This is a genomic window from Streptomyces sp. NPDC033136 (genome assembly GCF_055578235.1).
Window position 1 is genome coordinate 298,443 of the sequence record NZ_JBVIPD010000007.1, and the last position, 23,606, is coordinate 322,048.

At 72.2% G+C, this 23,606-nt stretch carries 19 protein-coding genes; 11 read left to right on the forward strand and 8 right to left on the reverse strand.

Annotated elements, in window-relative coordinates; all coding sequences use genetic code 11:
• The first annotated feature begins 7 nt into the window (after positions 1-7).
• The 7 genes from ACZ5TL_RS16360 to ACZ5TL_RS16390 all read left to right on the forward strand — a co-directional run bounded on the left by ACZ5TL_RS16360 (position 8) and on the right by ACZ5TL_RS16390 (position 6,120).
• Positions 8-949, forward strand: a complete 942-nt coding sequence (locus ACZ5TL_RS16360) for a Zn-ribbon domain-containing OB-fold protein (protein ID WP_468590376.1) — start codon at positions 8-10, stop codon at positions 947-949.
• Positions 946-2,010 carry a thiolase domain-containing protein gene (locus tag ACZ5TL_RS16365; RefSeq protein WP_468590378.1) on the forward strand — a complete coding sequence of 355 codons (1,065 nt, stop codon included), beginning with the start codon at positions 946-948 and terminating at the stop codon, positions 2,008-2,010. Before ACZ5TL_RS16360 ends, ACZ5TL_RS16365 begins: the two co-directional genes overlap by 4 nt.
• Complete coding sequence (locus ACZ5TL_RS16370) at positions 2,007-3,173, forward strand: thiolase domain-containing protein (RefSeq protein WP_468590380.1); 1,167 nt, start codon at positions 2,007-2,009, stop codon at positions 3,171-3,173. Before ACZ5TL_RS16365 ends, ACZ5TL_RS16370 begins: the two co-directional genes overlap by 4 nt.
• A gap of 82 nt (positions 3,174-3,255) precedes the next feature.
• Positions 3,256-3,498 carry a DUF397 domain-containing protein gene (locus ACZ5TL_RS16375; RefSeq protein WP_010033039.1) on the forward strand — a complete coding sequence of 81 codons (243 nt, stop codon included), beginning with the start codon at positions 3,256-3,258 and terminating at the stop codon, positions 3,496-3,498.
• Positions 3,499-3,660: 162 nt separating this feature from the next.
• On the forward strand, positions 3,661-4,563 hold the full coding sequence (locus tag ACZ5TL_RS16380; RefSeq protein WP_468590382.1) for a universal stress protein: 903 nt from the start codon (positions 3,661-3,663) through the stop codon (positions 4,561-4,563).
• Positions 4,564-4,573: 10 nt separating this feature from the next.
• The gene (locus ACZ5TL_RS16385; RefSeq protein ID WP_468590383.1) at positions 4,574-5,239 is read left to right on the forward strand and encodes a CGNR zinc finger domain-containing protein; all 666 of its coding nucleotides are present in this window, start codon (positions 4,574-4,576) and stop codon (positions 5,237-5,239) included.
• Between the two features lie 10 nt (positions 5,240-5,249).
• Positions 5,250-6,120 (forward strand): IS5 family transposase gene (locus ACZ5TL_RS16390; RefSeq protein ID WP_468590385.1). Its coding sequence is split into 2 segments (ribosomal slippage): positions 5,250-5,933 and positions 5,935-6,120, totalling 870 coding nucleotides; the frame shifts between segments, so codons are not numbered across the junction.
• A gap of 321 nt (positions 6,121-6,441) precedes the next feature.
• On the opposite strand, the gene ACZ5TL_RS16395 is transcribed toward ACZ5TL_RS16390, so the two are convergent.
• Entirely contained in the window at positions 6,442-7,545 is a 1,104-nt protein-coding gene (locus ACZ5TL_RS16395) for an SGNH/GDSL hydrolase family protein (RefSeq protein WP_468590386.1), read from the reverse strand.
• Between the two features lie 432 nt (positions 7,546-7,977).
• Here ACZ5TL_RS16395 and ACZ5TL_RS16400 point away from each other — a divergent pair, with 432 nt between their 5' ends.
• Positions 7,978-8,475: a hypothetical protein gene (locus ACZ5TL_RS16400; RefSeq protein WP_468590388.1), complete on the forward strand. Its 498-nt coding sequence runs from the start codon at positions 7,978-7,980 to the stop codon at positions 8,473-8,475.
• 72 nt (positions 8,476-8,547) lie between these two features.
• Here the strand turns inward: ACZ5TL_RS16400 and ACZ5TL_RS16405 are convergent, their stop codons facing one another.
• Positions 8,548-9,687, reverse strand: a complete 1,140-nt coding sequence (locus tag ACZ5TL_RS16405) for an aminoglycoside phosphotransferase family protein (protein ID WP_468590389.1) — start codon at positions 9,685-9,687, stop codon at positions 8,548-8,550.
• A gap of 234 nt (positions 9,688-9,921) precedes the next feature.
• On the opposite strand from ACZ5TL_RS16405, the gene ACZ5TL_RS16410 reads away from it, so the two are divergent.
• Positions 9,922-11,415 carry a DNA-binding protein NsdB gene (locus ACZ5TL_RS16410; protein ID WP_468590390.1) on the forward strand — a complete coding sequence of 498 codons (1,494 nt, stop codon included), beginning with the start codon at positions 9,922-9,924 and terminating at the stop codon, positions 11,413-11,415.
• Between the two features lie 5 nt (positions 11,416-11,420).
• Here the strand turns inward: ACZ5TL_RS16410 and ACZ5TL_RS16415 are convergent, their stop codons facing one another.
• The 3 genes from ACZ5TL_RS16415 to ACZ5TL_RS16425 all read right to left on the reverse strand — a co-directional run bounded on the left by ACZ5TL_RS16415 (position 11,421) and on the right by ACZ5TL_RS16425 (position 15,895).
• Positions 11,421-12,830 (reverse strand): PP2C family protein-serine/threonine phosphatase, encoded by a 1,410-nt coding sequence (locus tag ACZ5TL_RS16415; RefSeq protein ID WP_468590391.1) that lies wholly within the window; start codon positions 12,828-12,830, stop codon positions 11,421-11,423.
• 275 nt (positions 12,831-13,105) lie between these two features.
• Positions 13,106-14,200, reverse strand: coding sequence for a baeRF3 domain-containing protein (locus ACZ5TL_RS16420; protein ID WP_468590392.1), 1,095 nt, complete (start codon positions 14,198-14,200; stop codon positions 13,106-13,108).
• Positions 14,201-14,326: 126 nt separating this feature from the next.
• Entirely contained in the window at positions 14,327-15,895 is a 1,569-nt protein-coding gene (locus ACZ5TL_RS16425; RefSeq protein ID WP_468590393.1) for an alpha/beta hydrolase, read from the reverse strand.
• 281 nt (positions 15,896-16,176) lie between these two features.
• Here ACZ5TL_RS16425 and ACZ5TL_RS16430 point away from each other — a divergent pair, with 281 nt between their 5' ends.
• Positions 16,177-16,857, forward strand: coding sequence for a chaplin (locus ACZ5TL_RS16430; protein ID WP_468590395.1), 681 nt, complete (start codon positions 16,177-16,179; stop codon positions 16,855-16,857).
• 76 nt (positions 16,858-16,933) lie between these two features.
• Here ACZ5TL_RS16430 and ACZ5TL_RS16435 read toward each other — a convergent pair whose 3' ends face one another.
• From ACZ5TL_RS16435 to ACZ5TL_RS16445, 3 genes are all read right to left on the reverse strand, one after another.
• Positions 16,934-17,668 (reverse strand): class I SAM-dependent methyltransferase, encoded by a 735-nt coding sequence (locus tag ACZ5TL_RS16435; protein WP_468590396.1) that lies wholly within the window; start codon positions 17,666-17,668, stop codon positions 16,934-16,936.
• Between the two features lie 6 nt (positions 17,669-17,674).
• Complete coding sequence (locus ACZ5TL_RS16440) at positions 17,675-21,955, reverse strand: aminotransferase class I/II-fold pyridoxal phosphate-dependent enzyme (RefSeq protein ID WP_468590397.1); 4,281 nt, start codon at positions 21,953-21,955, stop codon at positions 17,675-17,677.
• A 187-nt stretch (positions 21,956-22,142) separates the two neighbouring features.
• Positions 22,143-22,628 carry a nucleoside deaminase gene (locus ACZ5TL_RS16445; RefSeq protein ID WP_468590398.1) on the reverse strand — a complete coding sequence of 162 codons (486 nt, stop codon included), beginning with the start codon at positions 22,626-22,628 and terminating at the stop codon, positions 22,143-22,145.
• A gap of 108 nt (positions 22,629-22,736) precedes the next feature.
• Between ACZ5TL_RS16445 and ACZ5TL_RS16450 the strand changes: the two genes are divergently transcribed.
• Positions 22,737-23,513 carry a GNAT family N-acetyltransferase gene (locus ACZ5TL_RS16450; protein WP_468590399.1) on the forward strand — a complete coding sequence of 259 codons (777 nt, stop codon included), beginning with the start codon at positions 22,737-22,739 and terminating at the stop codon, positions 23,511-23,513.
• Positions 23,514-23,606: the final 93 nt, after the last annotated feature.

Here is a 23,606-nt window from a genome sequence, read left to right on the forward strand (position 1 = left end):
GTCCGGCATGCCCGAAGTCCTCAAAGCCCCCCTCGTCGTCGAGTTTCCCTTCACCCGCTCCCTCGGCCCCGTCCAGAGCGCCTTCCTGACCGGCCTGCGCGAACGCGTCGTCCTCGGCGTGCGCACCCGGGACGGTCGCACCCTCGTCCCGCCCGTCGAGTACGACCCCGTCACCGCCGAGGAGATTCGCGACCTCGTCGAGGTCGCCCCCACCGGCACCGTCACCACCTGGGCCTGGAACCACGCCCCCCGCCGCGGCCAGCCCCTCACCACCCCCTTCGCCTGGGCCCTGGTCCGCCTCGACGGCGCCGACACCGCCCTCCTGCACGCCCTCGACGCCCCTGGCCCGGCCGCCGTGCACACCGGCATGCGCGTCCGCGTCCGCTGGGCGGCCGAACGCACCGGTGCCATCACGGACATCGCCTGCTTCGAGCCGTACGACGGCAGCCGGGCCCAACCGGCGGGGCACACGGGTGAGTTCGAAGACCCGGTCACCGGCATCGTCGCCGCCGCCCGCCTCGACTACACCTACACCCCCGGCCGCGCCCAGAGCGCCTACCTCAACGCCCTCTCCGGCCGGCGGACCGTCGGCGAGCGCTGCCCCGCCTGCCGCAAGGTCTACGTCCCGCCGAGGGGTGCGTGCCCCACCTGCGGGGTGGCCACGTCCGACCAGGTCGAGGTGGGGCCGCGCGGCACAGTGACGACGTTCTGCATCGTCAACATCAAGGCGAAGAACCTCGACATCGAGGTGCCCTACGTCTACGCCCACATCGCCCTCGACGGCGCCGACCTCGCACTGCACGGCCGGATCGGCGGTATCCCGTACGACGAGGTCCGCATGGGGCTGCGCGTCGAACCCGTGTGGACCGAGGGCGGCCGCCATCCCGGCCACTACCGGCCCACCGGCGAACCGGACGCGGACTACGACACCTACAGGGAGCTGCTGTGACGAGCGCACCGCGGGACCGCGAGATCGCCGTCGTGGCCTTCGCCCAGACCGAGCACCGGCGCACCAGCGACGAGCTCTCCGAGGTGGAGATGCTCATGCCGGTGCTGCACGAGGTCCTCGACCGGACCGGCCTGAAGACCTCCGACATCGACTTCACCTGCTCCGGCTCCAGCGACTACCTCGCAGGCCGCGCCTTCTCCTTCACCCTCGCCCTCGACGGCGTCGGCGCCTGGCCGCCGATCTCCGAGTCCCATGTCGAGATGGACGGCGCCTGGGCCCTGTACGAAGCCTGGACCAAGCTCCTCACCGGCGACGCCGACACCGCGCTGGTCTACTCGTACGGCAAGTCCTCGCCCGGCTCGGTGCGCGACGTCCTCACCCGGCAGCTCGACCCGTACTACGTGGCACCCCTGTGGCCCGACTCCGTGGCCCTCGCCGCCCTCCAGGCGCAGGCCCTCATCGACGCCGGAGACACCGACGAAACCGCGCTCGCCGCCGTCGCCGCCCGCAACCGGGACAACGCGAGCGACCACCCCCACGCCCAGCTGCGCGGACCCGTGCCGCAGGGCGACTACCTCGTACAGCCCCTGCGCACCGGCGACTGCGCGCCCGTCGGCGACGGGGCCGCCGCCGTGCTCCTCGCGGCGGGCGACCGGGCCCGTGAGCTGTGCGCGCGCCCCGCCTGGATACGCGGCATCGACCACCGCATCGAGGCACACGGCCTCGGTGTGCGCGATCTGACCGACTCGCCGTCCACCCGCCTCGCCGCCGAGCGGGCCGGGGTCTTCGAGCGGCCCGTCGACACCGCCGAACTGCACGCGCCCTTCACCGCCCAGGAGATCGTTCTCCGCAAGGCCCTCCGCCTCGGCGACGACGTGCGCGTCAACCCCTCCGGCGGTGCCCTCGCCGCCAACCCGATCATGGCCGCCGGTCTCATCCGCATCGGAGAGGCCGCCGCCCGGATCCACCGCGGCGCGTCCTGCCGCGCCCTCGCCCACGCCACGTCCGGCCCCTGCCTCCAGCAGAACCTGGTCGCCGTACTCGAAGGGGAACCCCGATGAGCAAGGAGCCCGTGGCCGTCGTCGGCATCGGCCAGACCCGGCACGTCGCCGCCCGCCGGGACGTCTCCATCGCGGGACTCGTCCGGGAGGCAGCCCAACGCGCCCTCCATGACGCCGAGTTGACTTGGGCCGACATCGACGCCGTCGTGATCGGCAAGGCGCCCGACTTCTTCGAGGGCGTCATGATGCCGGAGCTCTACCTCGCCGACGCCCTCGGCGCCGTCGGCAAGCCCATGCTCCGTGTGCACACCGCGGGCTCCGTCGGCGGATCCACCGCCCTCGTCGCCGCGAACCTCGTCGCCGCCCGCGTCCACGGCACCGTCCTGACCCTCGCCTTCGAAAAACAGTCCGAGTCGAACGCCATGTGGGGCCTGTCCCTGCCCGTCCCCTTCCAGCAGCCCCTGCTCGCCGGGGCCGGCGGATTCTTCGCCCCGCACATCCGCGCGTACATGCGACGCAGCGGCGCCCCCGAGACCATCGGCGCCCTCGTCGCCTACAAGGACCGGCGCAACGCGCTGAGGAACCCCTACGCCCACCTGCACGAGCACGACATCACCCTCGACAGGGTCATGGCCTCGCCCATGCTGTGGGACCCGGTCCGCTACTCGGAGACCTGTCCTTCCTCCGACGGAGCCTGCGCGATGATCCTCACCGACCGTGCCGGAGCCGCCCGGGCACCGCGAGCGCCCGCCTGGATGCTCGGCGGCGCGATGCGCAGCGAACCCACCCTCTTCGCCGGCAAGGACTTCGTCTCCCCGAGGGCCGGCCGGGACTGCGCGGCCGACGTCTACCGGCAGGCCGGCATCACCGACCCCCGCCGCGAGATCGACGGCGCCGAGATCTACGTGCCCTTCTCCTGGTACGAGCCGATGTGGCTGGAGAACCTCGGCTTCGCCGGCGAGGGCGAGGGCTGGAAGCTCACCGAGGCGGGCGTCACCGAACTGGACGGGGACCTGCCCGTCAACATGTCGGGCGGAGTGCTCTCCGCCAACCCGATCGGCGCCTCCGGCATGATCCGCTTCGCGGAGGCGGCGCTCCAGGTGCGCGGGCAGGCCGGAGAACACCAGGTGGACGGCGCCCGCAGGGTCCTCGGACACGCCTACGGCGGCGGATCGCAGTTCTTCTCCATGTGGCTCGTGGGAGCCCGGCCCCCGGACTCCTGAAAGGTCCCCTTCACGTGCCCTGTTGGCCATGGGGCACGATCGCTAGGCTGGCCGCGGACGACGAACCGGGAGGAGCACGGACGTGGCCGAGACCACCACCCAGCAGCGCCCGCTCACAGGCTGGGACAAGCCGGAGCTGGACCTCACCAACGCGCAGTGGCAGTCCAGCAGCCGGGGGCGGGGGGATGTCCAGATCGCCTTCGTGGAGGGCTTCATCGCCATGCGGAACAGCGCCCGCCCCGAGAGCCCTTCCCTGATCTTCACACCCGCCGAGTGGGGCGCGTTCGTCTCGGGAGCGCGGGAAGGGGAGTTCGACCTCACCTGAAGGCAGGCGTGAACCCGCCCGGGCGGTCGTGATCCGACGGCCGATCCGGGGTGTTCCGCCCGCGTTTTCCGGACACGCGACCCGAGGCATCTTCCCGGAGCCGCCGCCTGCGTCAGGCTGGCACGGGAGGGGACAGTCGTACCCCCGGAGGTGAGGAACCCCATGAACACCCTGCCGGTCGTCGCCGCGGTCGACGGTTCGGACGACGCCCTGCGCGCCCTGGAATGGGCCGTCGACGCCGCTCACCGGCGCGCGGCACCCCTGCGCGTGGTCCACGTACGCCAGTACGCCCACTGGGCACAGCCCGAGAACCTCGCCGCCGGGCCGGCCGACCCGCAGGACGACCCCGTTCTCGACCGGGTCCGCACTCACCTGGAGGGCCAGGGCGGCCGGCCGGACACCGAGTACGTCGGCCTGGAGGGCGCGACCGGCGCGGTCCTGCCCGAACTGGGTGCGACCGCCCAGCTGCTCGTGCTCGGCTCCCGGGGCCGCGGCGGCTTCGCGAGCCTGCTGCTCGGCTCGAACGGCATGGCCGCCGCCCGCGACGCCGAGTGCCCCGTCGTCGTGGTGCCCCGGCCGGGGCGTGAGGTCCACGGCGAGCCGCCGGCCGGTCCCGGCTCGCGCGTGGTCGTCGGACTGAAAGTGGACGGCCCCGACGAGGCCACCCTCGAGTTCGCCTTCGCCGAGGCCGCCCGGCGTGGCGCCCGGCTCCAGGCGGTCGCCGCCTATCCGTGGCCCGCGCAGCCGTGGCTGCTGCCCGGGGAGATTCCCCCGCCGGTCGTCGACCAGGACGTCATCCAGGCCGAGGCGCGGGTTCTCGCCGAGGGGTTCCTCGCCCCGCACCGCGAGCGGCACCCCGACGTCCGGGTGGAGGTGGTCGCGGTGGCGGGTGACGCGGCCGGGCACCTCGTGGCGGCCTCCCGGGGCGCGGACCTCGTCGTCGTGGGCCGCCACCGGAGGCGCCTGCTGGCCCCGGCCCGCATGATGGGCTCGGTCACCCACGCCGTCCTGCTGCACGCCGCGAGCCCCGTCGCGGTGATCCCGCCGGCACCGGGGGAGGACTGACCCCGCCGTCATGGATTCGGGTGGCCCATCATCGACCGCATGCGGGAACCGATCGACAGGAACGCCCGGCTCGCCCGGACCTGGCCCTCACCGTCCGGCACGACGGCAACGGCGGCATCGCCGACGACCTGAGCGTCCCGGCGGACCTGACGGCCCGGGGCCGGGCACACCCCGAGGTCCTGCCGGAGTTCGGCCGTTTCGCCGCCGGCAGCCCGCCGCCGTCCGTGAGCTGCGTTCCGCCGTCCGTGCCCTCTTCGCCCGGGCCGTGCGCCCCGGCAAGCCGAGCCCCGCGGACGCGGCCCGGCTCATACCCCTGCCCGAGGCCGTGCGGCACCTGAACGAGGCGGCCGCCCGCACCCCCACCGTGCCGGCCCTGTTCTGGGCCGAGGGGACCGCCCCGGTCCTCCACCGGCAGCCCGCCCGCACCGCCGCAGACCTGACCGGGGCCCTCGCGCACGCGGTGATCGCGTTCCTGGCGAGCCCCGGCCGGGACCGGCTGCTGGCCTGCCACGCGCCGCGCCCCGTGCGGTACTTCCTCAAGGAACACCCACGCCAGGAGTGGTGCAAGCCGTCCTGCGGCAACCCCGCCCGGGTCGCCCGCCACCACCAGCGACACAGGGCGACGGGCCCAGGCGGTGTTTTAGAAGTGCTTCCAGTGTCTCGCATCGTGCCGTGATGATCTCGGTGTGGGGCGAGGGGATCTTTCTGATGACCAGTGGGCAGTGTTGTGCCCGTTGCTGCCGGTCGCGGTGTTGGGCAGGCCGTCGGTGTGCCAGCGGAAGCTGATCAATGGGATCCGTTGGCGGGTTCGGACTGGGTCCCCGTGGCGGGATCTGCCGGCGGAGTACGGTCCGTGGCAGACGGTCTACGGGCTCTTCCGCCGCTGGCAACGCGATGGGGTCTGGTCGTCGGTACTGAGCAGGCTGCAAGCGCGGGCGGACGCAGTCGGGCTGATCACCTGGGAGGTGAACGTCGACTCCACGATCTGCCGGGCACATCAGCACGCGGCCGGTGCCCGGCGGGACGGTCAAGCACAGAAGGAACCGCCGGGCGGCCACCAGAGCGAGCCTGACGATCACGGCTTGGGCAGGTCCCGCGGCGGCTGGACCACGAAGATTCACCTGGCCTGTGAGCAAGGGCAGCGGCCGTTGTCGCTGCTGGTCACAGCAGGGCAGCGGGGTGACAGCCCGCAGTTCACGGCCGTGCTGGAAGCCATCCGGGTTCCTCGTCTCGGACTGGGGCGGCCCAGGGTTCGTCCGCTGCGGGTGCGAGGCGACAAAGCGTATTCATCACGGGCGAACCGTGCCTATCTGCGGCGCCGCGGGATCCGCTGCACGATCCCAGAACCTGCCGACCAGGCAGGCCACCGCGAAACGACGGGGAGCGGCCGGTGGGCGTCCTCCGGCCTTCGACCGCGAGGACTACAAGGCCCGGCACGCGGTCGAGTGCGGCATCAACCGGCTCAAGCGGAACCGGGCCGTGGCCACGCGGTTCGACAAGCTCGCGGTCCGCTTCAAAGCGACCGTCCTCATCGCCGCGATCAACGAGTGGCTGTGACCTGTCGGACGTCTCGGTCCCACATGTCCTTCTGCCGCGATCAGGTCAGAGGATCGACGGGAGACAGAGGCGATGGGCGCTGCATAAGGCGACGTCCAGTTCGGCTACGAGATCAGCTTCTCGCCTGGCGGCAGACCCGACAGCGGGGCCGAGGCCGGGGACCGCTGCCGAGGTGGCCTGTCCCACAGCGGACCCCCCGTCGCCCGTGCTGCTGGCCTCGACCCAGGTGATCAAGTTGCCCAGCGGCAGGGCACGCAGGGGGTCCGGAGGCTACGGCGGGGGGCAGCAGTCCCTGGCCCGGTTCACGGGTGGCCATGTCCCTCACCATCCCGTTCGCAGGCTCCTGAGGAACGGGGCAAGGCGGTCGGCGATCACCCGGTCGTCGTGAGCCGAGGTGTGCCCGTCACATCCGAGGAAGTCCAGGCCCACTTGATCGAGGAACCAGTAGTGAACCCCGCTGTCGCCAGCATTGTTGCGCGCCTCGACGACCTGCCGCACATGCTCGGCGTTTCTGTCGAAGCCGACGGCCACGAGGGTGGTGCCGGCACCGTAGCGCGTCCGCAGTTTCCGGAGGAACTTGCCGTAGGCGGTGCGGTAGGCGGCCGCGAGGCTGTCAGGCGTCCACGGTTCACCGGGGGTGAGGTCGGAGAAGTCGTTGGAGCCGAGGTTGACCACCACGATCTGGGGGCGCCACGTCCCCGGGTTCTGCCAGATATCGCCGTCCACGTTCAGCAAAGCGCGGTCGTAGTAGGTCCGGTACGTGACGTCCGGGCAGATGCCAGCGACGTTGCGCACCATTCCGAGGCCGGACAAGCCGTTGATCTGGTAATCGGCCTCCAGCTGCTGGGCGGTGAGGGCGCCGTGGCTCACGTCGGTGTTGGTGTTCCGCTTGAGCTGCTCCGGATTGCAGTCCCGGGTGCCCGAGACATTGCCGTAGCCCACCGTGAGGGAGTCCCCGATGAACTCGATCTGGCGGTCCCGTGGCGCTGGCTTGCTCAGTACGGCGCCCCCGGGTGCGACGAAGCCTCCGAACGTGCTGGTGTCCCCCGGAGTGTCGTTGCGTTTGACGACCCGGACCGTGTGCTCGCCGTCCCGCAGGCCGTTGATCCAGTGCGTGGTGTCGCCGGGTGTGAACAGGGTGGCGACGGTGGCCCCGTCAACCTGGACGTCGTAGTCGGCGGCCGCGCAGTCGAGTACCACCCCGAGCCCGGTCCCGCGGAAGCGGCCTTCGAAGTACACCCCAGGCCAGCTGAACTGCACCGCCTTTCCTAGGTCCTTCACCCGCCCTGCGGTGTGCACCTGCGCCGAGACACTCTTCACGGGAACCAGTTGCCTCAGCTCATGCCACGAGCCCGCGTCCACCGCGGCAGGCGCCGCCGGGCGCCGCCCGCGCCCTGGGTTCGGGTTCCCTCCTCGGAAAGTCATCTGCGTGCCATCTCTCCGTCCCTGTTCGGTGGGCCACGGCTGAACGTCCGACATTCCACCCCTGAATGTCAACCAATTTGAAGGGATGAGATAGACCCATAGGCGCCTGATTTGCGCGACTTACGGGACGCCCCTTGGCCAGCGCACGCCAGTTCCTCAGGTGCGCGAAGCCCGTGCTCGAACAGGGCGTGGACGGCGGCCAGGGCGTAGGTTCATTGACCCACACCGTCGCGACGCCCGGCACGCCGAGAGCACGCACCGAACGCCGCTCCCTCTTCCACGGGGACTTCTAAAACACGGCCTAGCCCCCTCACCCACGGCGGCGCCGGGCCCGACCGGCCCCCCTCACCCACGGCCCGAGGCGACAGTCCGGCCCGACGAGTCCGCCGCCCGCTCGGCACTTCGCAGGCCGGGACACGTACCATGGGCAACATGTCGTTCCTCCGCCGCCGTAGCGCCACCCCCGCCGGGCCCGACTTCGACGTTCTGGCCATGGACCCGGGCGACTGGCCCGGCAACCTCGGTGCGGGACTGCTGCCCGCGCCCGACGGCACCTGCCAGGGCGTCTTCCTGCGCTACGACCTGTTCGGCGGCCGCGGCCCCGCGATGATCATCGGCAACCTGCCGGAGGGCTCACCGGCCCGGGAGGTCCCCGAGGGACAGGTCCCCTTCGAGGTGGCCCAGCTCCTGCTGGCACTGGAGAACGACGAGGAGATCACCGTCGTCGGCATCGAGGACGCCCCCGTGATGCAGGGCGACAACCTCCTGATCGTGCGGCGCGTCAAGCTCTCCGAGGGCCGCATCTCCTGCGTCCAGTTCGACCGCAGCGACAACGTCCTGGTGACCATCGCGGCCTGGGACCGCCCCATCACGGACGACCTGTACGCCCTGCTCAAACCACTTCCCGCGGAGCTCTTCCAGCAGGACTGAACCCGGCGGCAGCCCGCACACGAAAGGGCCGCTGTGCGCCTGACCAGGCGCACAGCGGCCCTTTCGTCACCGTCAGCGAGTGCCGACCGCCGCGCGCACGGCCCGCCGGGCCATCTGGCAGTCGTCGTGCAGCCGCCGTAGCAGCAGGCGCTGCTCCTCGCCGGACGGCGCAGCACCGGAGTGGGCCGAGCCCGGTGCCGCCGGGGCCGCGTCGTGCATCGAACGCTGCACGGCCGTCTCGTACCTACGGATCTCACGGGTCAGCACCAGCATCAGGTTCACCAGGAAGGCATCCCTGGACGCCGGGCCCGCCGACTGCGCGATCTGGCTGATCTGCCGACGCGCGACCGGTGCGTCCCCCAGCACCGACCACAGCGTCGCCAGGTCGTAGCCCGGCAGGTACCAGCCCGCGTGCTCCCAGTCCACCAGCACTGGACCGGCCGGTGACAGGAGGATGTTCGACAGCAGTGCGTCACCGTGGCAGAACTGGCCCATACCCTGCCGCCCGGCCGCCTGCGCGATGCCGTGCAGCAGCTTCTGCAGATCCCCCAGGTCACGGTCGGTGAGCAGGCCCAGTTCGTGGTACCGCGAGATCCGGCCCGCGTAATCGAGCGGGGTATCGAACGTGCCCGCCGGCGGCCGCCAGGCGTTCAGCCGGCAGATCGCGCCGAGCGCCGTCCTGATGTCAGCCCGGGGTGGCGCCTCGGCCGGGTGCCGCTGGAGGGCCGCCACCCGCCCGGGCATCCGCTCGATCACGAGTGTGCAGTTGTCCGGGTCCGCCGCGATCAGTCTCGGCGCCCGCACCGGAGGGCGGTGCCGGACGAACGAGCGGTATGCCGCTATCTCGTGGCGGATCCGCTCGGACCAGGCGGGGGAGTGGTCCAGTAAACACTTGGCGACAGCCGTGGTGCGACCGGTCGTACCGGCCAGGAGCACGGACCGTCCGTTGCGGCGCAGGACCTGCACCGGGGCGAACTCCGGACAGATGCGGTGCACGGACGCGATCGCCGTGCGCAGCTGCGCGCCCTGGGGGCCGGACAAGTCGAGTCTCCCGCTGAGCGGTTCGGAACCGAGGACCGCGCCGCGCCGGGCCCTGCCCGCGCCGAGCACGGGGGCCGCCGGCCGAGCGGGGGCGAGGTAGGGGCCGCTGTCCGCGGGACGCGGGTGCAGCGGCCGGGGCGGTGCGGACACGGAGGACGATGCTGCGTACATGGGCGGGACAGATCCCTTCGTGTGCCTGCGATGACAGCGCACCCCCCGGCCCGGTCGTCCGGGATCACCCTGGGGAATGTCCCTGCGGCGACCGGGTCGGGGTGGCGCGTTCCTACCTGACACCGGATGGCCGGTGGCACACCATCTGGCGCACCCTGGCGAACCCTGGCGAATAGTCGCCCGGCAAGTCCGGCCGGGCTACTGTCAACTCAGCCGAGAACCTGGGGGCTTGACGTGAGCGGACAATCCAACACCCGGCTCGCGGACCTGTTCGGCCTGGCCGGCTGGTCCAAGGGCGAACTCGCGAGGCTGGTCAACCGGCAGGCGGCGGCCATGGGCCATCCCCAGCTGGCGACCGACACCTCCCGGGTGCGGCGTTGGATCGACACGGGAGAGATCCCGCGCGATCCGGTGCCGCGGGTGCTGGCGGCTCTGTTCACCGAGCGTCTCGGCCGTGTCGTGACCATCGAGGACATCGGTCTGGTCCGGCACGGGCGTGCGGGGAAACGGCAGGACGGCGGGAGTGCGGAGTCTCCCGACGGAGTGCCGTGGGCGCCCGAGCGGACCGCCGCGGTCCTCACCGAATTCACGGGAATGGACCTCATGCTCAACCGACGCGGCTTGGTGGGCGCGGGCGCCGCGCTCGCCGCGGGATCCGCACTCAGCAGCGCCATGTACGACTGGCTGCACACCGACCCTGCCCTGACGGCCGACGCCCCCGACCTCAACCATCCGCTGCAGGCCGACCCCGCCGGGTTCGACCGCTACGAGGCCGCCCCGATCGGGTCGCAGGAGGTCGAGGAACTGGAGCGCTCGGTCGAGGTGTTCCGCGCCTGGGACGCCTCCCGCGGCGGCGGGCTCCAGCGCAAGGCCGTGGTGGGCCAGCTCAACGAGGTGGGCGGCATGCTCGCCTACCGTCATCCACCCCATCTGCAGCGGCGCCTGTGGGGCGTCGCCGCCAATCTCGCCGTCCTCGCGGGCTGGATGTCGCACGACGTCGGCCTCGAACCCACGGCCCAGAAGTACTTCGTCATCGCCGCCCACGCGGCGAGAGAGGGCGGCGACCGGCCCCGGGCCGGCGAGGCGCTCTCCCGGGCTGCCCGCCAGATGGTGCACCTGGGCCGGCCGGACGACGCCCTGGACCTCATGAAGCTGGCCCAGTCCGGCTCCGGCGAGGAGGTGCTGCCGCGCACCCAGGCCATGCTGTGCACCGTCGAGGCCTGGGCGCAGGCCTCCATGGGCAAGGGCCAGGCGATGCGGCGCACCCTGGGGCAGGCGGAGGACCTCTTCGTCTCCGACAAGGGCGATGTCCCGGCGCCGAGCTGGATGCAGCTGTTCGACGAGGCCGACTTGTACGGCATGCAGGCCCTGTCCTACCGCACGCTGGCGGAGTTCGAGCCGGACGCGGCCGTGCACGCGCAGTACTACGCGGAGAGGGCCCTCGCTCTGCGGGTCGACGGCCGGCAGCGGTCGAAGATCTTCGACTACCTGTCGATGGCCTCGGCCTGCTTCATCGCCGACGACCCCGAACAGGCCGACCGCTACGCGCGGCTGGCCCTGGTGTCGATGGGATCCAACTCCTCCCACCGCACCTGGGACCGGCTGCGCCAGATGTACCGGCTGACAGCCCAGTACTCGGGTTACCCGAAGATCCAGGAGCTGCGGGAGGAGATCGAGCTCGCCCTGCCGAAGACGAAGGGCCGGGGAGGCGGCAACGCACAGGCCTGAGTTCCCTATGACGTGACGTGGGCGACGAGCACGCAGGCGTGGTCCTCGCGCTCGCTCACGCCGAACTCCTCGACGACCGTCCGTACGCAGTCCTCGGCGGTGCCGCTCCCGGCAAAGCGGGGGGCCAGGTCGAGGAGGAGGTTGGCGGCAGCCGTTCCGGTGTGCCCGGGCACCAGGCCATCGGTGTGCAGGAGGAGCAGGTCGCCCGGCTCGAGGGTCACTTCGGCCTGCCCGTAGACAGGGTCCGAGGTGGCGCCGAGCAGGACGCCGTCCGGTGCGCTCAGCACGCGCCCCGTCCCGTCGCGGAACAGCAGCGGGGCGGGGTGCCCGGCCTGCGCCCACGTCAGAGTGCGGGCCCCGGGCCGGTAGCGGCAGCAGAGGGCGCTGCCGAGGGCGGGCTGTACGGTGGCGTCGAGTAACTGGTTCAGCCAGGCCATGAGCTGTCCCGGCTGGGTGCCTGCCATCGCCATACCGCGTACGGCGCCGAGCAGCATGGTCGTGTTCGACGTGACGCCGACGCCCTGGCCGGTGAGGTCGCCGACGCTCAGGAGCGTTTCTCCGCCGGCCAGTTCGAGCGCGTCGTACCAGTCGCCGCCGATGAGGGTGTGCGTCGACGCCGGCAGATGACGGGCGGCGAGGTCGAGGACCCCGGCGCCGCCGTGCGGGAGCCGCAGGGAGCCGTGCCATGGCGGCAGCACGGCCTCCTGCAGCCCGACCGCGAGCCGGTGCTCGCCCCGCGCGGCCTCCCGCTGGTGGTGGAGCGAGTCACGGGTCTCGCTCACCACCCGCTGGCTGCGGCGCAGTTCGCTGACATCGCGCAGCACGGCCCACATCGAGGCGGTGCTGCCGTCAGTGTCGAGCACCGGTTCGCCCATCATGTGCACGGTCCGTACGTCGCCGCCCCGACGGGTGATGCGGAACTCGCCGTCGATGGGGCGGGCGTCGACGAGGCAGTCCGTGACCATCGCCGTCAGCTTCGGCCGGTCCTCGTCGAGCACGATCGACGGCAGATCGTCGAGGGTGAGCGGGGGAGCGGCGGGGTCGCGGCCCAGGATCTGGTAGAGCTCGCCGGACCAACGTGCCTCGTCGTTGAGGAGGTTCCACTCGGCGCTGCCGACCCGGCTGAGCAGCGAGCCCTGCGGGGGTGCGGCGCGCCCCGGGTCCGCCGTGGTGGGCGGGGGGCCGTCCCGCAACTGGGCCAGGTGCTCGTCGAGGTCGTCGAGCTGGTGCAGGGCGAGGTCGTACACGGCACGCTGCCAGCGTCCTCGCGGGTGGTCGGCTTCCTCCCCCTCGGCATCGCGGCGCACCGCGTCCACCTCGCCCTTGAGCCGCCGCGTCTGCGATATGAGCGCGTCGACCGAGCCGCGTCCGGGCGGCTGGGCGGCGGGGCGGTCCGCGGAGAGGTGGGACGGCATGACGCACTCCGATGCGGGGACGGTACGACCAAGGCGGACGGAGGGACCGTTACGACTGTTGCACAGCCCGCGACGCCCTGTAAGGGATTTGGCGCCACACGATACGGTGGTGCTTCTGGCATATGCCACAGTCTCCCGGAGTTACTCCGAGGTAGGTGCGGAGCGGGTCCCTCGGAGGTCCAAGTCGTAGATTACACAGGGTATTTGGCGCCTCGCCGGGACCGCTCGTGCGGGTGTGCGGCGCGTGTTCGACGGCCCTGTGTTCGAGCCCTTGGTCAGTACCTCAGGACCCCGGCGATGCCGTCCGCCTCTGCGAGGGTGCCGTCCGGAACGAAGCGGACGTCCGCCCCGGTCTCCAGGCACTGCTCGACGATCTCGTCCACGATGTCCTCGCGGGAGTCGAGGTCGCCGCTCCCGGTGAGGATCAGATGGTCCCCGGCGTCATGGACCGTCACGCGGTAGTTCTCCTCGACGGCCAGCAGCCGGACGCGGCCGTCGCGGGCACTCTGCCACAGCTCGTCGACGCCGGCGGCGAACTCCCGCCGCCCGCGGGCCGCTTCGAGGGCCCGGGTCACGGCGTCAGTGCTCCTGCGGGCCTCGTCCTCGATGACCGGCCGCAGGGCCTGCCACACGGCCTCGGGCGTGCCGTGCGCAAGCCCGCCGCGCGGGACGTGCACCGCTCCCTTGGCCGCGCCGCCGACCTCGTCGAGCAGCGAGAGGGCGGCCGGCTCGCCGGTGACGTACAGCCGCCGGGGGCGATCGCGCAGGACGGTGCTCATCGCCGCGTCCGCCTCGCGCAGGAACTGGCGGGTGCGTTCCTCGCGGAAGGCGCTCGGCTGGTCCCCGATCCGCTGCTGCCGCTCCGGGTCGAAGTTCTCCACGCGCCGGGTCAGCGGGAAGCCGCCGACGCGCGCCTCGGTGACCCGGCCGGACCCGCCGTTCCACAGGGTCGCCCGGTCGGGGGCGAGCGACAGCGCCCAGAACGCGCGATCGGCGGTCTGGGCGGAGACGAGGTTGCGGGTGAGGAAGGTGTCCGAGAGCACCACACGTTCGGGCACGGACCTGGCGAGCGACCACACCTGGTGTTCGCCGGGAGCGGCGAAGATGACCAGACCGTCCTCGGCGTGCGTCAGATCGACCTCGGACAGCGCCCGGTCGAGGTGCCGGGAGACCTCGGTGCGTCGCTCCCGGGAGACCTCCGGATCGGCTTCCAGCTGCCTCTTGGCCTCGGCCACCACATTGCGCAGCCGGACCTGGTCCTGGGCGTTGTAGGGCTCGCGCCGGTGGGTCGGCGTCAGCACGGAGACCGCGGGGTAGGGGCGCGGGCGCCGCAGCTCGGCAAGGGTCGCGGGACTCAGAACGTGCTCCATAGCAGAACGATAGAGCGAATTCGCCCATAGGGCATTCGGGGCAATCGTCACCCCCCTTCGAGGTCGAGCCTTCCCCCGGCCTCGCCCCGGCGAGGTGGCGAGGGCGCCCGCCCGGGGCGCGCCGGATCACTCGGCGTCGCGGTCGGAGCCGCAGGAGCTGCCGTCCGGCGGGAGGGTGCCGAACAGCAGGAAGGCGTCGACCTTGCTGTGCACGCACTTGGAGGAGCCGTAGCCGGTGTGGCCCTCGCCCCGGTTGTCGAGCACCACGGCCGACGACCCGAGCCGCTTCGCCGTCTCCACGGTCCAGCGGTAGGGCGTGGCCGGGTCACCCCGGGTGCCGACGAGTAGCATCTTCGGCGTGTCGACGTCCTTGACCTTGTCGCGGATGTAGTCGGTGCCCTTGGGGCGGCCGTAGCACATCAGCACCTGGGTGAGCCGGTACCGGCCGAAGACCGGGGATGCCTGCTCGTAGCGGGCGCGCAGCCGGCCGAGGTCCCGGGTGATCTGCGCGGCGGAGGGACGGTCGGGATCGTCCGCGCAGTTCACCGCCATCAGCGCCGCCGGCAGGTTGTCCAGAGGCACGTCCTCCGGGTCGGTGAGTCCGGCGTGCGGGGCCCGCTTCAAGGGGAGGGTGAAGCCGCCGGACAGGAAGGCCTCCAGGCCGCGCGTGTCACCGTCCTCCAGCAGTTGGGCGATGGCCCGCTGCAGCGAGGGCCACAGCTCCCTGCTGTAGAGGCCCTGTCCGAGGGCCCCCGCGAAGTCCTGGCCGGAGAACTCCTCGCCGAAGTCCGTCGGTACCGGGTCCTTGTCCAGCGACTCGACCACCTGCACGACGTGCTCCCTCGCCTCCCGGGGGTTCCGGCCGAAGGGGCAGGCGATGTCCTCGGTGCACCAGGTGAGGAAGTTCTCCAGCGCGGTCTGCTGCCCCTGCGCGCCCACCATGCCCTGCTCGGCCAGCGGCTGGGTCAGCGTGTCGACGCCGTCCAGCACCATCCTGCCGACCTTCTCGGGGTACTCGGCCGCGTACACCGCCCCGAGCCGGCTTCCGTAGGAGAACCCCAGGTAGTTGAGCTTGTCGTCGCCGAGCGCGTCGCGCATGACGTCCAGGTCGCGGGCGGCGTTCACCGTGCCGATGTGGGGCAGGACCGGGCCCGAGTGGTCGGCGCACTCGGCCGCCGCCGCGCGCAGTTCCTCGAGCACGGCCTGGGGATCGGCCGCGTCGGCGTCGCCGTCGGTCGCGGCCAGGGGGTCGGAAGCGCTGCCGCAGCTGACCGGCGAGGAGCGGCCGACGCCTCGCGGGTCGAAGGAGACCACGTCGTAGCCGTTCGTCAGGCCCATGAAGTCCTTGCCGCCCATGGCGAGCTGGGCCACGCCCTGACCGCCCGGGCCACCGAAGTTCAGCAGCACCGAGCCCCGCGACTTGCCCGTGGCCCGGTAGCGGGCGACGGCGAGGTCGAGGGTGCCCTTTCCCGGCTCGGCGTAGTCGAGCGGGACGGTGACCTTCCCGCACTGGAGGTCTTTCGGCATCTCCGCGCCGTCGCACGTCGACCAGGTGACCTTCTGGTCGTAGAAGCGTGTCAGGCCGGGCGGAGGGCCGTCGGCGGCCGGCAGTGCTGTGCCCAGCAGGGCGAGCCCGGCCGTCGAGGTGACAGCGCAGCGCCGTATCGAGGGGGGCGTGGACAGCTTGGCCAGCATCGATGCCTCCAGGGACGCGGGACGCCGCGCAGCGGACCGGGAAACGGCGCCCTCGCCCACCTTAAGCGGGCCCCGGAAGCCCCGCCTCCGGGCGAGCGGGGCCCGGCAAAGCGCCCTGTCCTGCGCCGCCGCGTCCCGCATACGAGAGGCTTTACCGCTCGTTCGACAACCGGGCCGCTCGATGGGGTGAAAGGCGGATAAGCCATAACTCGGACCGGGCGCCCCGCGTTCTATCCCGTGCGGGTGAGTGCCCGCGACGATGTCTGGAAGGCAGGCAACCTATGAGACGGGTTACCCGAAACGGTGTGATCGCCGTCGCCGCCGCCTCGGGCGCGATGGCCATGACCGCCCCCGCGTACGCCGGTTCCGGGGCGGACGGCTCCGCGGCCGGTTCGCCCGGGGTGGTCTCCGGCAACACCATCCAGCTGCCGGTGCACGTCCCGGTGAACGTGTGCGGGAACACCGTGAACGTGGTGGGGCTCCTGAACCCCGCCGCGGGCAACAGCTGCGCCAACGAGGACGACCGGCCGCGCGGCCGGCACGCCGAGCCCGGCGGCGCGGTAGCCGAGGCCGGCGGCAAGGATTCACCGGGCGTGGTCACCGGCAACGGCGTGCAGCTGCCCGTCGATCTGCCGGTCAACGTCACGGGCAACTCCGTGAACGTGGTCGGCATCGGCAACGCCTCCACCGGCAACGCGTCCTCGAACACCCCCGGCACCCCCGGCGACCGCCCCGCCCGCCCGGACCGGCCCCACCACCCGCCGAAGCCGGACCCGGAGCCGTCCACCCCGCCCCGGACGCTCCCGGCCCCCGCGCCGGAACCGCACGCCGCCCCCCGCACCACGGGTGCCCTGGCGCACACCGGCACGGACCACATTCTCCAGACCGTCGCGGCGAGCGCGGCGCTGGTCCTCGGGGGAGTGGTACTGCGCCGGCGGTTCCGCCCCGGGGCGGAGGGCTGAGCCGTCGTCGAAGGCCCTGTCGGCGGCGCAGTCGCCGGTGGGGCCCCGGCGGGACCGGTCCGCGGACGGCCCTGCCTCAGACCGCCCCCGCCACCCCCGTCAGCAGCACCATCCCCGAGTCCCCGTAGTCCGGCAGGGTGGGGTCCACGTCGATGTGGGTCACGTCCAGGTCGCGGGTCAGCGGGGTGAACACCTCGGTGACGGTGGCCGGGTTCACCGGGCAGCCCGGCCAGCGGGAGGCCGGGCCGATGCGGTAGGTCGGCATGTCCTCCATGAAGGCGGCGACCAGGTGGCCACCCGGGACGACCGTGCGGACGAAGGTGCGGCAGAAGTCGGCGAACTCGTCGAAGTCCTCCGTGGCGCCCTCGGCGACGAAGTGCATGGAGGCCAGTGCGTACGTGCCCGGCCGCAGGGCCCGGACATCGGCATGAACGATGTCCACCCGCGCCAGTGCCCCGGCCAGGGTCGCGGGCACGTCGGGGTTGAGCCGCCGGCACAGCGCGTGGAACGGGAGCCAGCTCGCGTCCGGACGGTGACAGATCTGGTCGGTCAGGTAGGCGACATTGCTCGCCCCCGCGTCCACGGCGTCGATCCTGCGGCTCGCGGCCGACGCGAGCATCAGCGGGTAGAGGTTGGGGCCCGCCCCGAACTCCACCGAGCGCGCCAGGGCGCCCGGTGCGAAGCGCCGGTAGAAGGCGCAGTGGTGCGCGATGACCGCCGCGTCCGAGGGATGCACCTCGCGGTAGTTCTCGGCGAGGTAGTCGGCGACCGGCCAGCGGTCCCAGTCCACGTCGTCGTTGTGCGTCGTCATGGCCGTCTAGCCCTTCAGCCGCAGCGGGAAGCGTTCGGACAACCGGGTCAGGGTCGCGTTCAGATGCGTGATGTCCTCGTCGGAGTTGAGGGCCGTGAGCTGAACGCGGAAGCCCACCCGGTCGCGCGGGACCAGCGGGTAGGCGGCCAGCGTCACATAGACGCTCTCCTCCCACAGGAACGCGGCGACCGCGTCCAGGTCCGCCGGGTTCGCCAGCGGGACCTCCACGATGGGCAGCCGGTCCGTGTTGAGGGTGCTCACCCCCATGGACTCCAGGTGATCGAGCACCCGGACCGTCTTGCGGTACAGGTCGGCCCGGATCGCGTCGCCCCGGCGCTCGTTGACTGCCAGCCCGGCCAGCGCGGTGGCCAGCGACGCCGTCGGCGACGGCCCCGAGTACAGGTACGGGGCGGCGGCGGTCTTCAGCCGGTTCTTCAGCTCCGACGGCAGCGCGACGAACGCCAGCAGGGACGAATAGGCCTTGGAGAAGCCGCCGACGAGCACGATCCCGTCGTACGACTCGCCGGTGTGCCGCACCACGCAGTTGCCGCGCATGCCGTACGGGCACGTCTCGCCCGGTCCGCGTTCCCCGATCACCCCGAACCCGTGCGCGTCGTCGACGTACAGCGTCGCTCCCTCGGCGCGGCACACCGCCGCCAGCCCGGGCAGGTCCGGGATGTTGCCGGTCATGCTGTTGACGCCGTCCAGGCACACCAGCCGGGGCGTGCCCCGCGGCACCGCGGCCAGCAGGGTGCGCAGTTCGTCGAGCCGCTCGGCATGGAAACGGTGCAGGATCGCGCCCTGCGCACGGGCCACGACGCAGCCGTCGTAGACCGTCCGGTGCGCGGTCGCCTCCACGAAGACGTGGCCGTCCTCGGCCAGCGCCGGGATCACCGAGGAGTGGACCAGCGTCAGCGTCGGCAGCAGCAGCGTGTCCGGCGCGCCCAGCAGCGCGGCGAGCCGCTCCTCGATGTCGGGGTACAGCCGCGGACTGCCCAGCAGCCGTGACCAGCTGGGGTGCGTGCCCCACCGGCGCACCGCCGGGCCGACGGCCGCCATGACCTCCGGGTCCCAGTCGAAGCCCAGGTAGTTGCACGACGCGAAGTCGATCAGCCAGTGGTCGCCGCTGCGGATGTGCCGTCCGCTCACCTCGTCGAGGACCGCGTCGCTCATCGGACTGGTGCGCCGCAGATGCTCCAGGTCCGCCCAGCGCGCCTCCCGGCGGCCTCGCGCGGCGGTCTCTGCCCGCGGGCGCCGGGGCCGGGGTGGTGCGAAGGGCCGGACGCTCGGCTCCCGCAGCACGTGTGCGCTCTGTTCCACCGTCATCGGCCGGGCGAACAGGAACCCCTGCCCGAACCGGCACCCCATCCCGGCCAGCAGATCCCGCTGCGCGGAGTCCTCGATGCCCTCGGCGATGACCTGCAGGCCCAGGGTGTCGGCGATCCGGACGATCCCCTCGACCAGGGCCACCTGCTGGGCGTCACGCGCGATGTCGTCGATGAACGACTTGTCGATCTTCAGCACGTCGAGGGGGAAGTCCCGCAGATAGCGCAGTGAGGAGAAACCGGTGCCGAAGTCGTCGACCGCGATGTGCACGCCGAGTTCCTTCAGCGTGTGCAGCACCGTCTGGAGGCGGTCGTCGTGCTGCAGCAGCACCGTCTCCGTCAGCTCCAGCTGCAGCGACCCGGGCTCCAGACCCGGTGTGCTCAGCGCCTGCCCGACCTGCTCGACGAAGCCGGCGTCACGGAACTGGCGGGCGGAGACGTTCACACTCACGTACGGCGGACGGGCCGGGCCCGGCAGCCGTTGCAGCTCCGCGATGTCGTTGACCGCGTTCTCCAGCACCCACGACCCCAGGGGCGAGATGTGCCCGGTCTCCTCGGCCAGGCTGATGAACTGGTCCGGCGAGATGGGCGGCCGGTGCTCGTACGGCCAGCGGACCAGGGCCTCGAACCCGACGATCTCGCCCGCCGTGATGTCGACGACCGGCTGGTAGCGCAGCGCGAACGACTTGTCGGCGACCGCCTGGGCCAGCCGGGACTGCAGGTCGTGCCGCTCGACCATACGGCTGCGCAGCAGTGGCTTGAAGCGGCGCCACTGCCGCTTGCCCGCGGCCTTCGCCGCGTACAGCGCGAGGTCGGCGTGGCCGAGCAGTTCCTCGGCGTCGGTGCTGTCGTGCGCGGTGGCCACGCCCACGCTGGCGGACACCGTCACCGACTCGTCGGCCAGGTCGAACGGCCGGCCGAGCGTCTGGATCACCTGGGCCGCGAGCAGTTCGGCGTCGAGAGGCTGCCTGGCGTCCTCCATCAGCACGGCGAACTCGTCACCGCCGAGCCGGGCCGCGGTGTCGGTGCGGCGCAGCGCCCGGAACAGCCGGTTGCCGACCGCGACCAGCAGGTGGTCGCCCGCGCGGTGCCCCATCGTGTCGTTGACCAGCTTGAAGTCGTCCAGGTCGATGAAGAGCAGACAGGTCAGGGACGACTCGCGGTGGCCGCGCAGCAGGGCGCGCTCGATCCGCTCCTGCAGCAGCGTCCGGTTGGGCAGACCGGTCAGAGCGTCGTGGAACGCCCGCTGCGTCAGCTCCTGCTCCAGCCGCCGCTGCTCGGTCACGTCCCGCAGGGTCACCACCAGTCCGGACACGGTCTGCTCGTCCCGGAAGTCGCTGAAGCGGACCTCCACCTCGACGCGCTCCTCCCGGCGACGCACCCACCAGTGGTCGTGCCCCGCCCGCGAACCCCGCTCCCGTACGGCGGTCAGTTCCCGCGCCGCCCGCTCCCGGTCGCCGGGGTCCACCAGCTCCGGCAGTGCCACCCCGATGAGGTCGTCGGTGCCGAACACGGACCGGGCGGACGGGCTGGCGTACCGGATGGTGTCGTCGTCCTCGAGGATCACGATGACGTCGGAGGCGTTGCGGACGAGCGTGCGGAAGTACGCCTCGCTCTCCCGCCGGAACACCTCCTTGCGCAGGGTGACGCGCTCCATGGCCAGGCCCGCGTGCGACGCCAGGATCTCCAGGGAGCCCCAGGTCTCGTTCAGCTGCCGCTCGGGAGCGGCGACCAGCAGGACGCCCGGGACCGTGCCCACCGGCCGTTCCGGCTGGGTCATGGGGCACGCCAGGACGGAGGGCAGACCGTCCAGTGCGGCGGCGGTGGCGGGATCGAGGGCGGCCGGGCTCACCAGATGGGTGCCGCGCGCTCCCAGTTCCGCCGCCCGCTCGGCCGGCAGCAGCAGGGTCCGGTGGGGCACCTCGGGCCCCATCAGCCGGTCGACGGCCGTACGGCAGGACCGGTCGACCTCCTCCTCCCGGAACGCCGAGACCAGCGAGGCGGCGGCCCCGCGCAGCGCGAGTTCCCGGCTCACCGCGTGGCGATGGGCCACGACCATCCCGGCCAGCCGGAGGATCACCAGCAGGAACAGCACCCCGGAGAAGGCCGCGATCACGGCGGCGTCCCGCGTCTGGTTGCTCAGGCCCTCGTACAGCAGGAGCCCCGGTGCGATGAGTGTGGCCACGGCGAGCACGACCAGCCGGCGCTTCGGCGGCAGCAGGGACTCCCGCTGCGGCATGGAAGCGGTCAGTTCGACCATCGAGGGGTGCAGCGCGGCAAGGCCCCAGGCGGTGTAGAAGGCGATCCAGCCGAGGTCCAGCAGGGTGCCGGTCTGCCACACGTCCTGCAGTTGCAGGATCCCGTACGCGATGTCGAAGCCCAGCAGCGTCACGGTGCCGACGACCAGCAGCCGCACGGCCCGGTTGGGAGCCGTGACCGGACTCGGGGTCAGCAGCCTGGCCAGCAGAGCCAGCACCAGGAGGTCACCGAGGGGGTAGGCGATGCTGATGGCGCGCTGCTGCCAGGTCATCCCGTCCGCCACGGCCAGCGGCTGCACCAGGTACACCCACACCGGCAGCGCGAGTCCCGCGGTGATGATCAGCGCGTCGAGGAGACTCGGCAGGTCGCGGTCGGCCCACCGGTGGCGCACCAGCCCGGACAGCCCGATCGCGAAGAGCGGGTAGGTGGCGAGGTAGCAGGCGTCGGCGGGGGACGGGAACGGGTTGGAGGCGTCGAAGTACTCCTCCATCACGTTGTAGTACGTATCGCCCGTGATGAACGTCAGCAGCCCCCCGGCCAGGAACCACCAAGGCCACGGATGGGCGGGCTGGTTCAGGCGCGTGCCGGTCAGCACGGCGGCGACGCCGGCCAGCCCGATGACGGCCCACAGCGCGGGAGCCGTCACGGGGACGGTCAGGTAGACGATCGTGACGGCCGTGACCAGGCCGACATAGACAGCCATCAGCCGACGTGGCCGCAGCGAGGACATGAGCCTCCCCCCGTCGGGGAGACCGGGCCGTACACCTGGTCTGGTTGAATTCGATCGTAGGTTCGCCCGAGCGGCCCTGCATCTCGAGCGGCCCTGCATCTCGGGCAGCCGCGCCCCGCGCGGACCAGACCGCCGGGCAGGGCCCGGCCGCCCGGGCGCCTCAGTCGCGTCCGCGATGGAACCGGATGTGCAACTCCCGGACGTCCTCCGTCAGCGCGCAGACGGGGCCGTCCACGACGGCACCCGGTGCGATCTCGTGGACGGGGAGTGTCCGGACCGGCGGGGCGGGGACACCCAACTCGCTCAGCCACGATGCGAGTTGCTCGGACGAGGCGACGTAGACGATGCCGCCGAGGCCGACCCAGGCGTGCGCCGCCGCACACATGGGGCAGTGCTCGCCGGAGGTGTAGACCGTGGCGGCCTCCCGCTCCCCGAGTGTGAGATGTTCCGCCGACCAGCGCGCCAGCGCGAACTCGGGGTGGCGGGTGCGGTCACCGGAGGCCACCCGGTTGCGGTCCTCGCCGAGGACCGCGCCGTCCCCGCCCACCAGGACCGAACCGAACGGTTCGTCCCCGGACTCCGGCGCCTCGGCCGCGAGCTCCACGCAGCGGCGCAGGTACGGCAACTCGGTGTCCTTCACGACCATGGGTGACAGGCCTTTCCCATGACGGTGTGATCGACAGGACCCTATGGGGTGGGGCACATGTGGGAGAAACCGTTTGCCTGGGCGCCGGGCGGATGCTGGGGTGAGCCCATGGATCATGCCGCTCTGCTCGCCCTGTTCGACCGCGACCTGCGTGCGGGAGCACGCCCGGACGGCCGACACGCCCGTATCGAGCGGACCGGCGGCGTCGTCCGCCAGGTCGCCGGCGCGCAGGGCTGGAACGGTGTCGTGTGGTCCGCCCTCGACGATGCCGGAGCGGACGCGGCGATCGCCGGGCAGATCGGCCACTACACCGGGCTCGGCCTGGACTTCGAGTGGAAGCTGTACGGACACGACCGGCCGGCGGACCTCGGGCAGCGGCTGCGCGCGGCCGGGTTCACACCCGGGCCGGAAGAGCAGCTGATGATCGGAGAGGTCGGTGAACTGGCCCTCGACGCCGAACCGCCGCGAGGTGTCCGCGTCGTGCCGGTGACCGGCCCGGCGGGGGTGGATCTGGTGGCCGACGTCCACGAGAGGGCGTTCGGCGCGGACAGTTCCTGGCTGCGCCGTCAGTTGCTCGCCCGGCTCACGGCCGACCCGGACACCGTGGTCGCGGTCGTGGCCATGGCCGGCGACGAACCGGTGAGCGTGGCCCGCATGGAACTCGTGCCCGGCACGCGGTTCGCCGGCCTGTGGGGCGGCGGCACCGTTCCGGACTGGCGGGGCCGCGGCATCTACCGCACGCTGGTGGCCCACCGTGCCCACGCCGCCGCGGCCCGCGGCTACCGCTACCTCCAGGTCGACGCCTCCAGCCAGAGCCGCCCCATTCTGGAACGCCTGGGCTTCGCACCGCTGAGCACCACGACGCCGTACGTGTACACGACGTAGCGATGCCGACCGGGCTTGCCGCCGGGAGGCCGTCCCTCAGTGGGGCGGGCCACAGGGTCACCGGACTCGGCCGGAGCCAGAGCAACGGCGTCC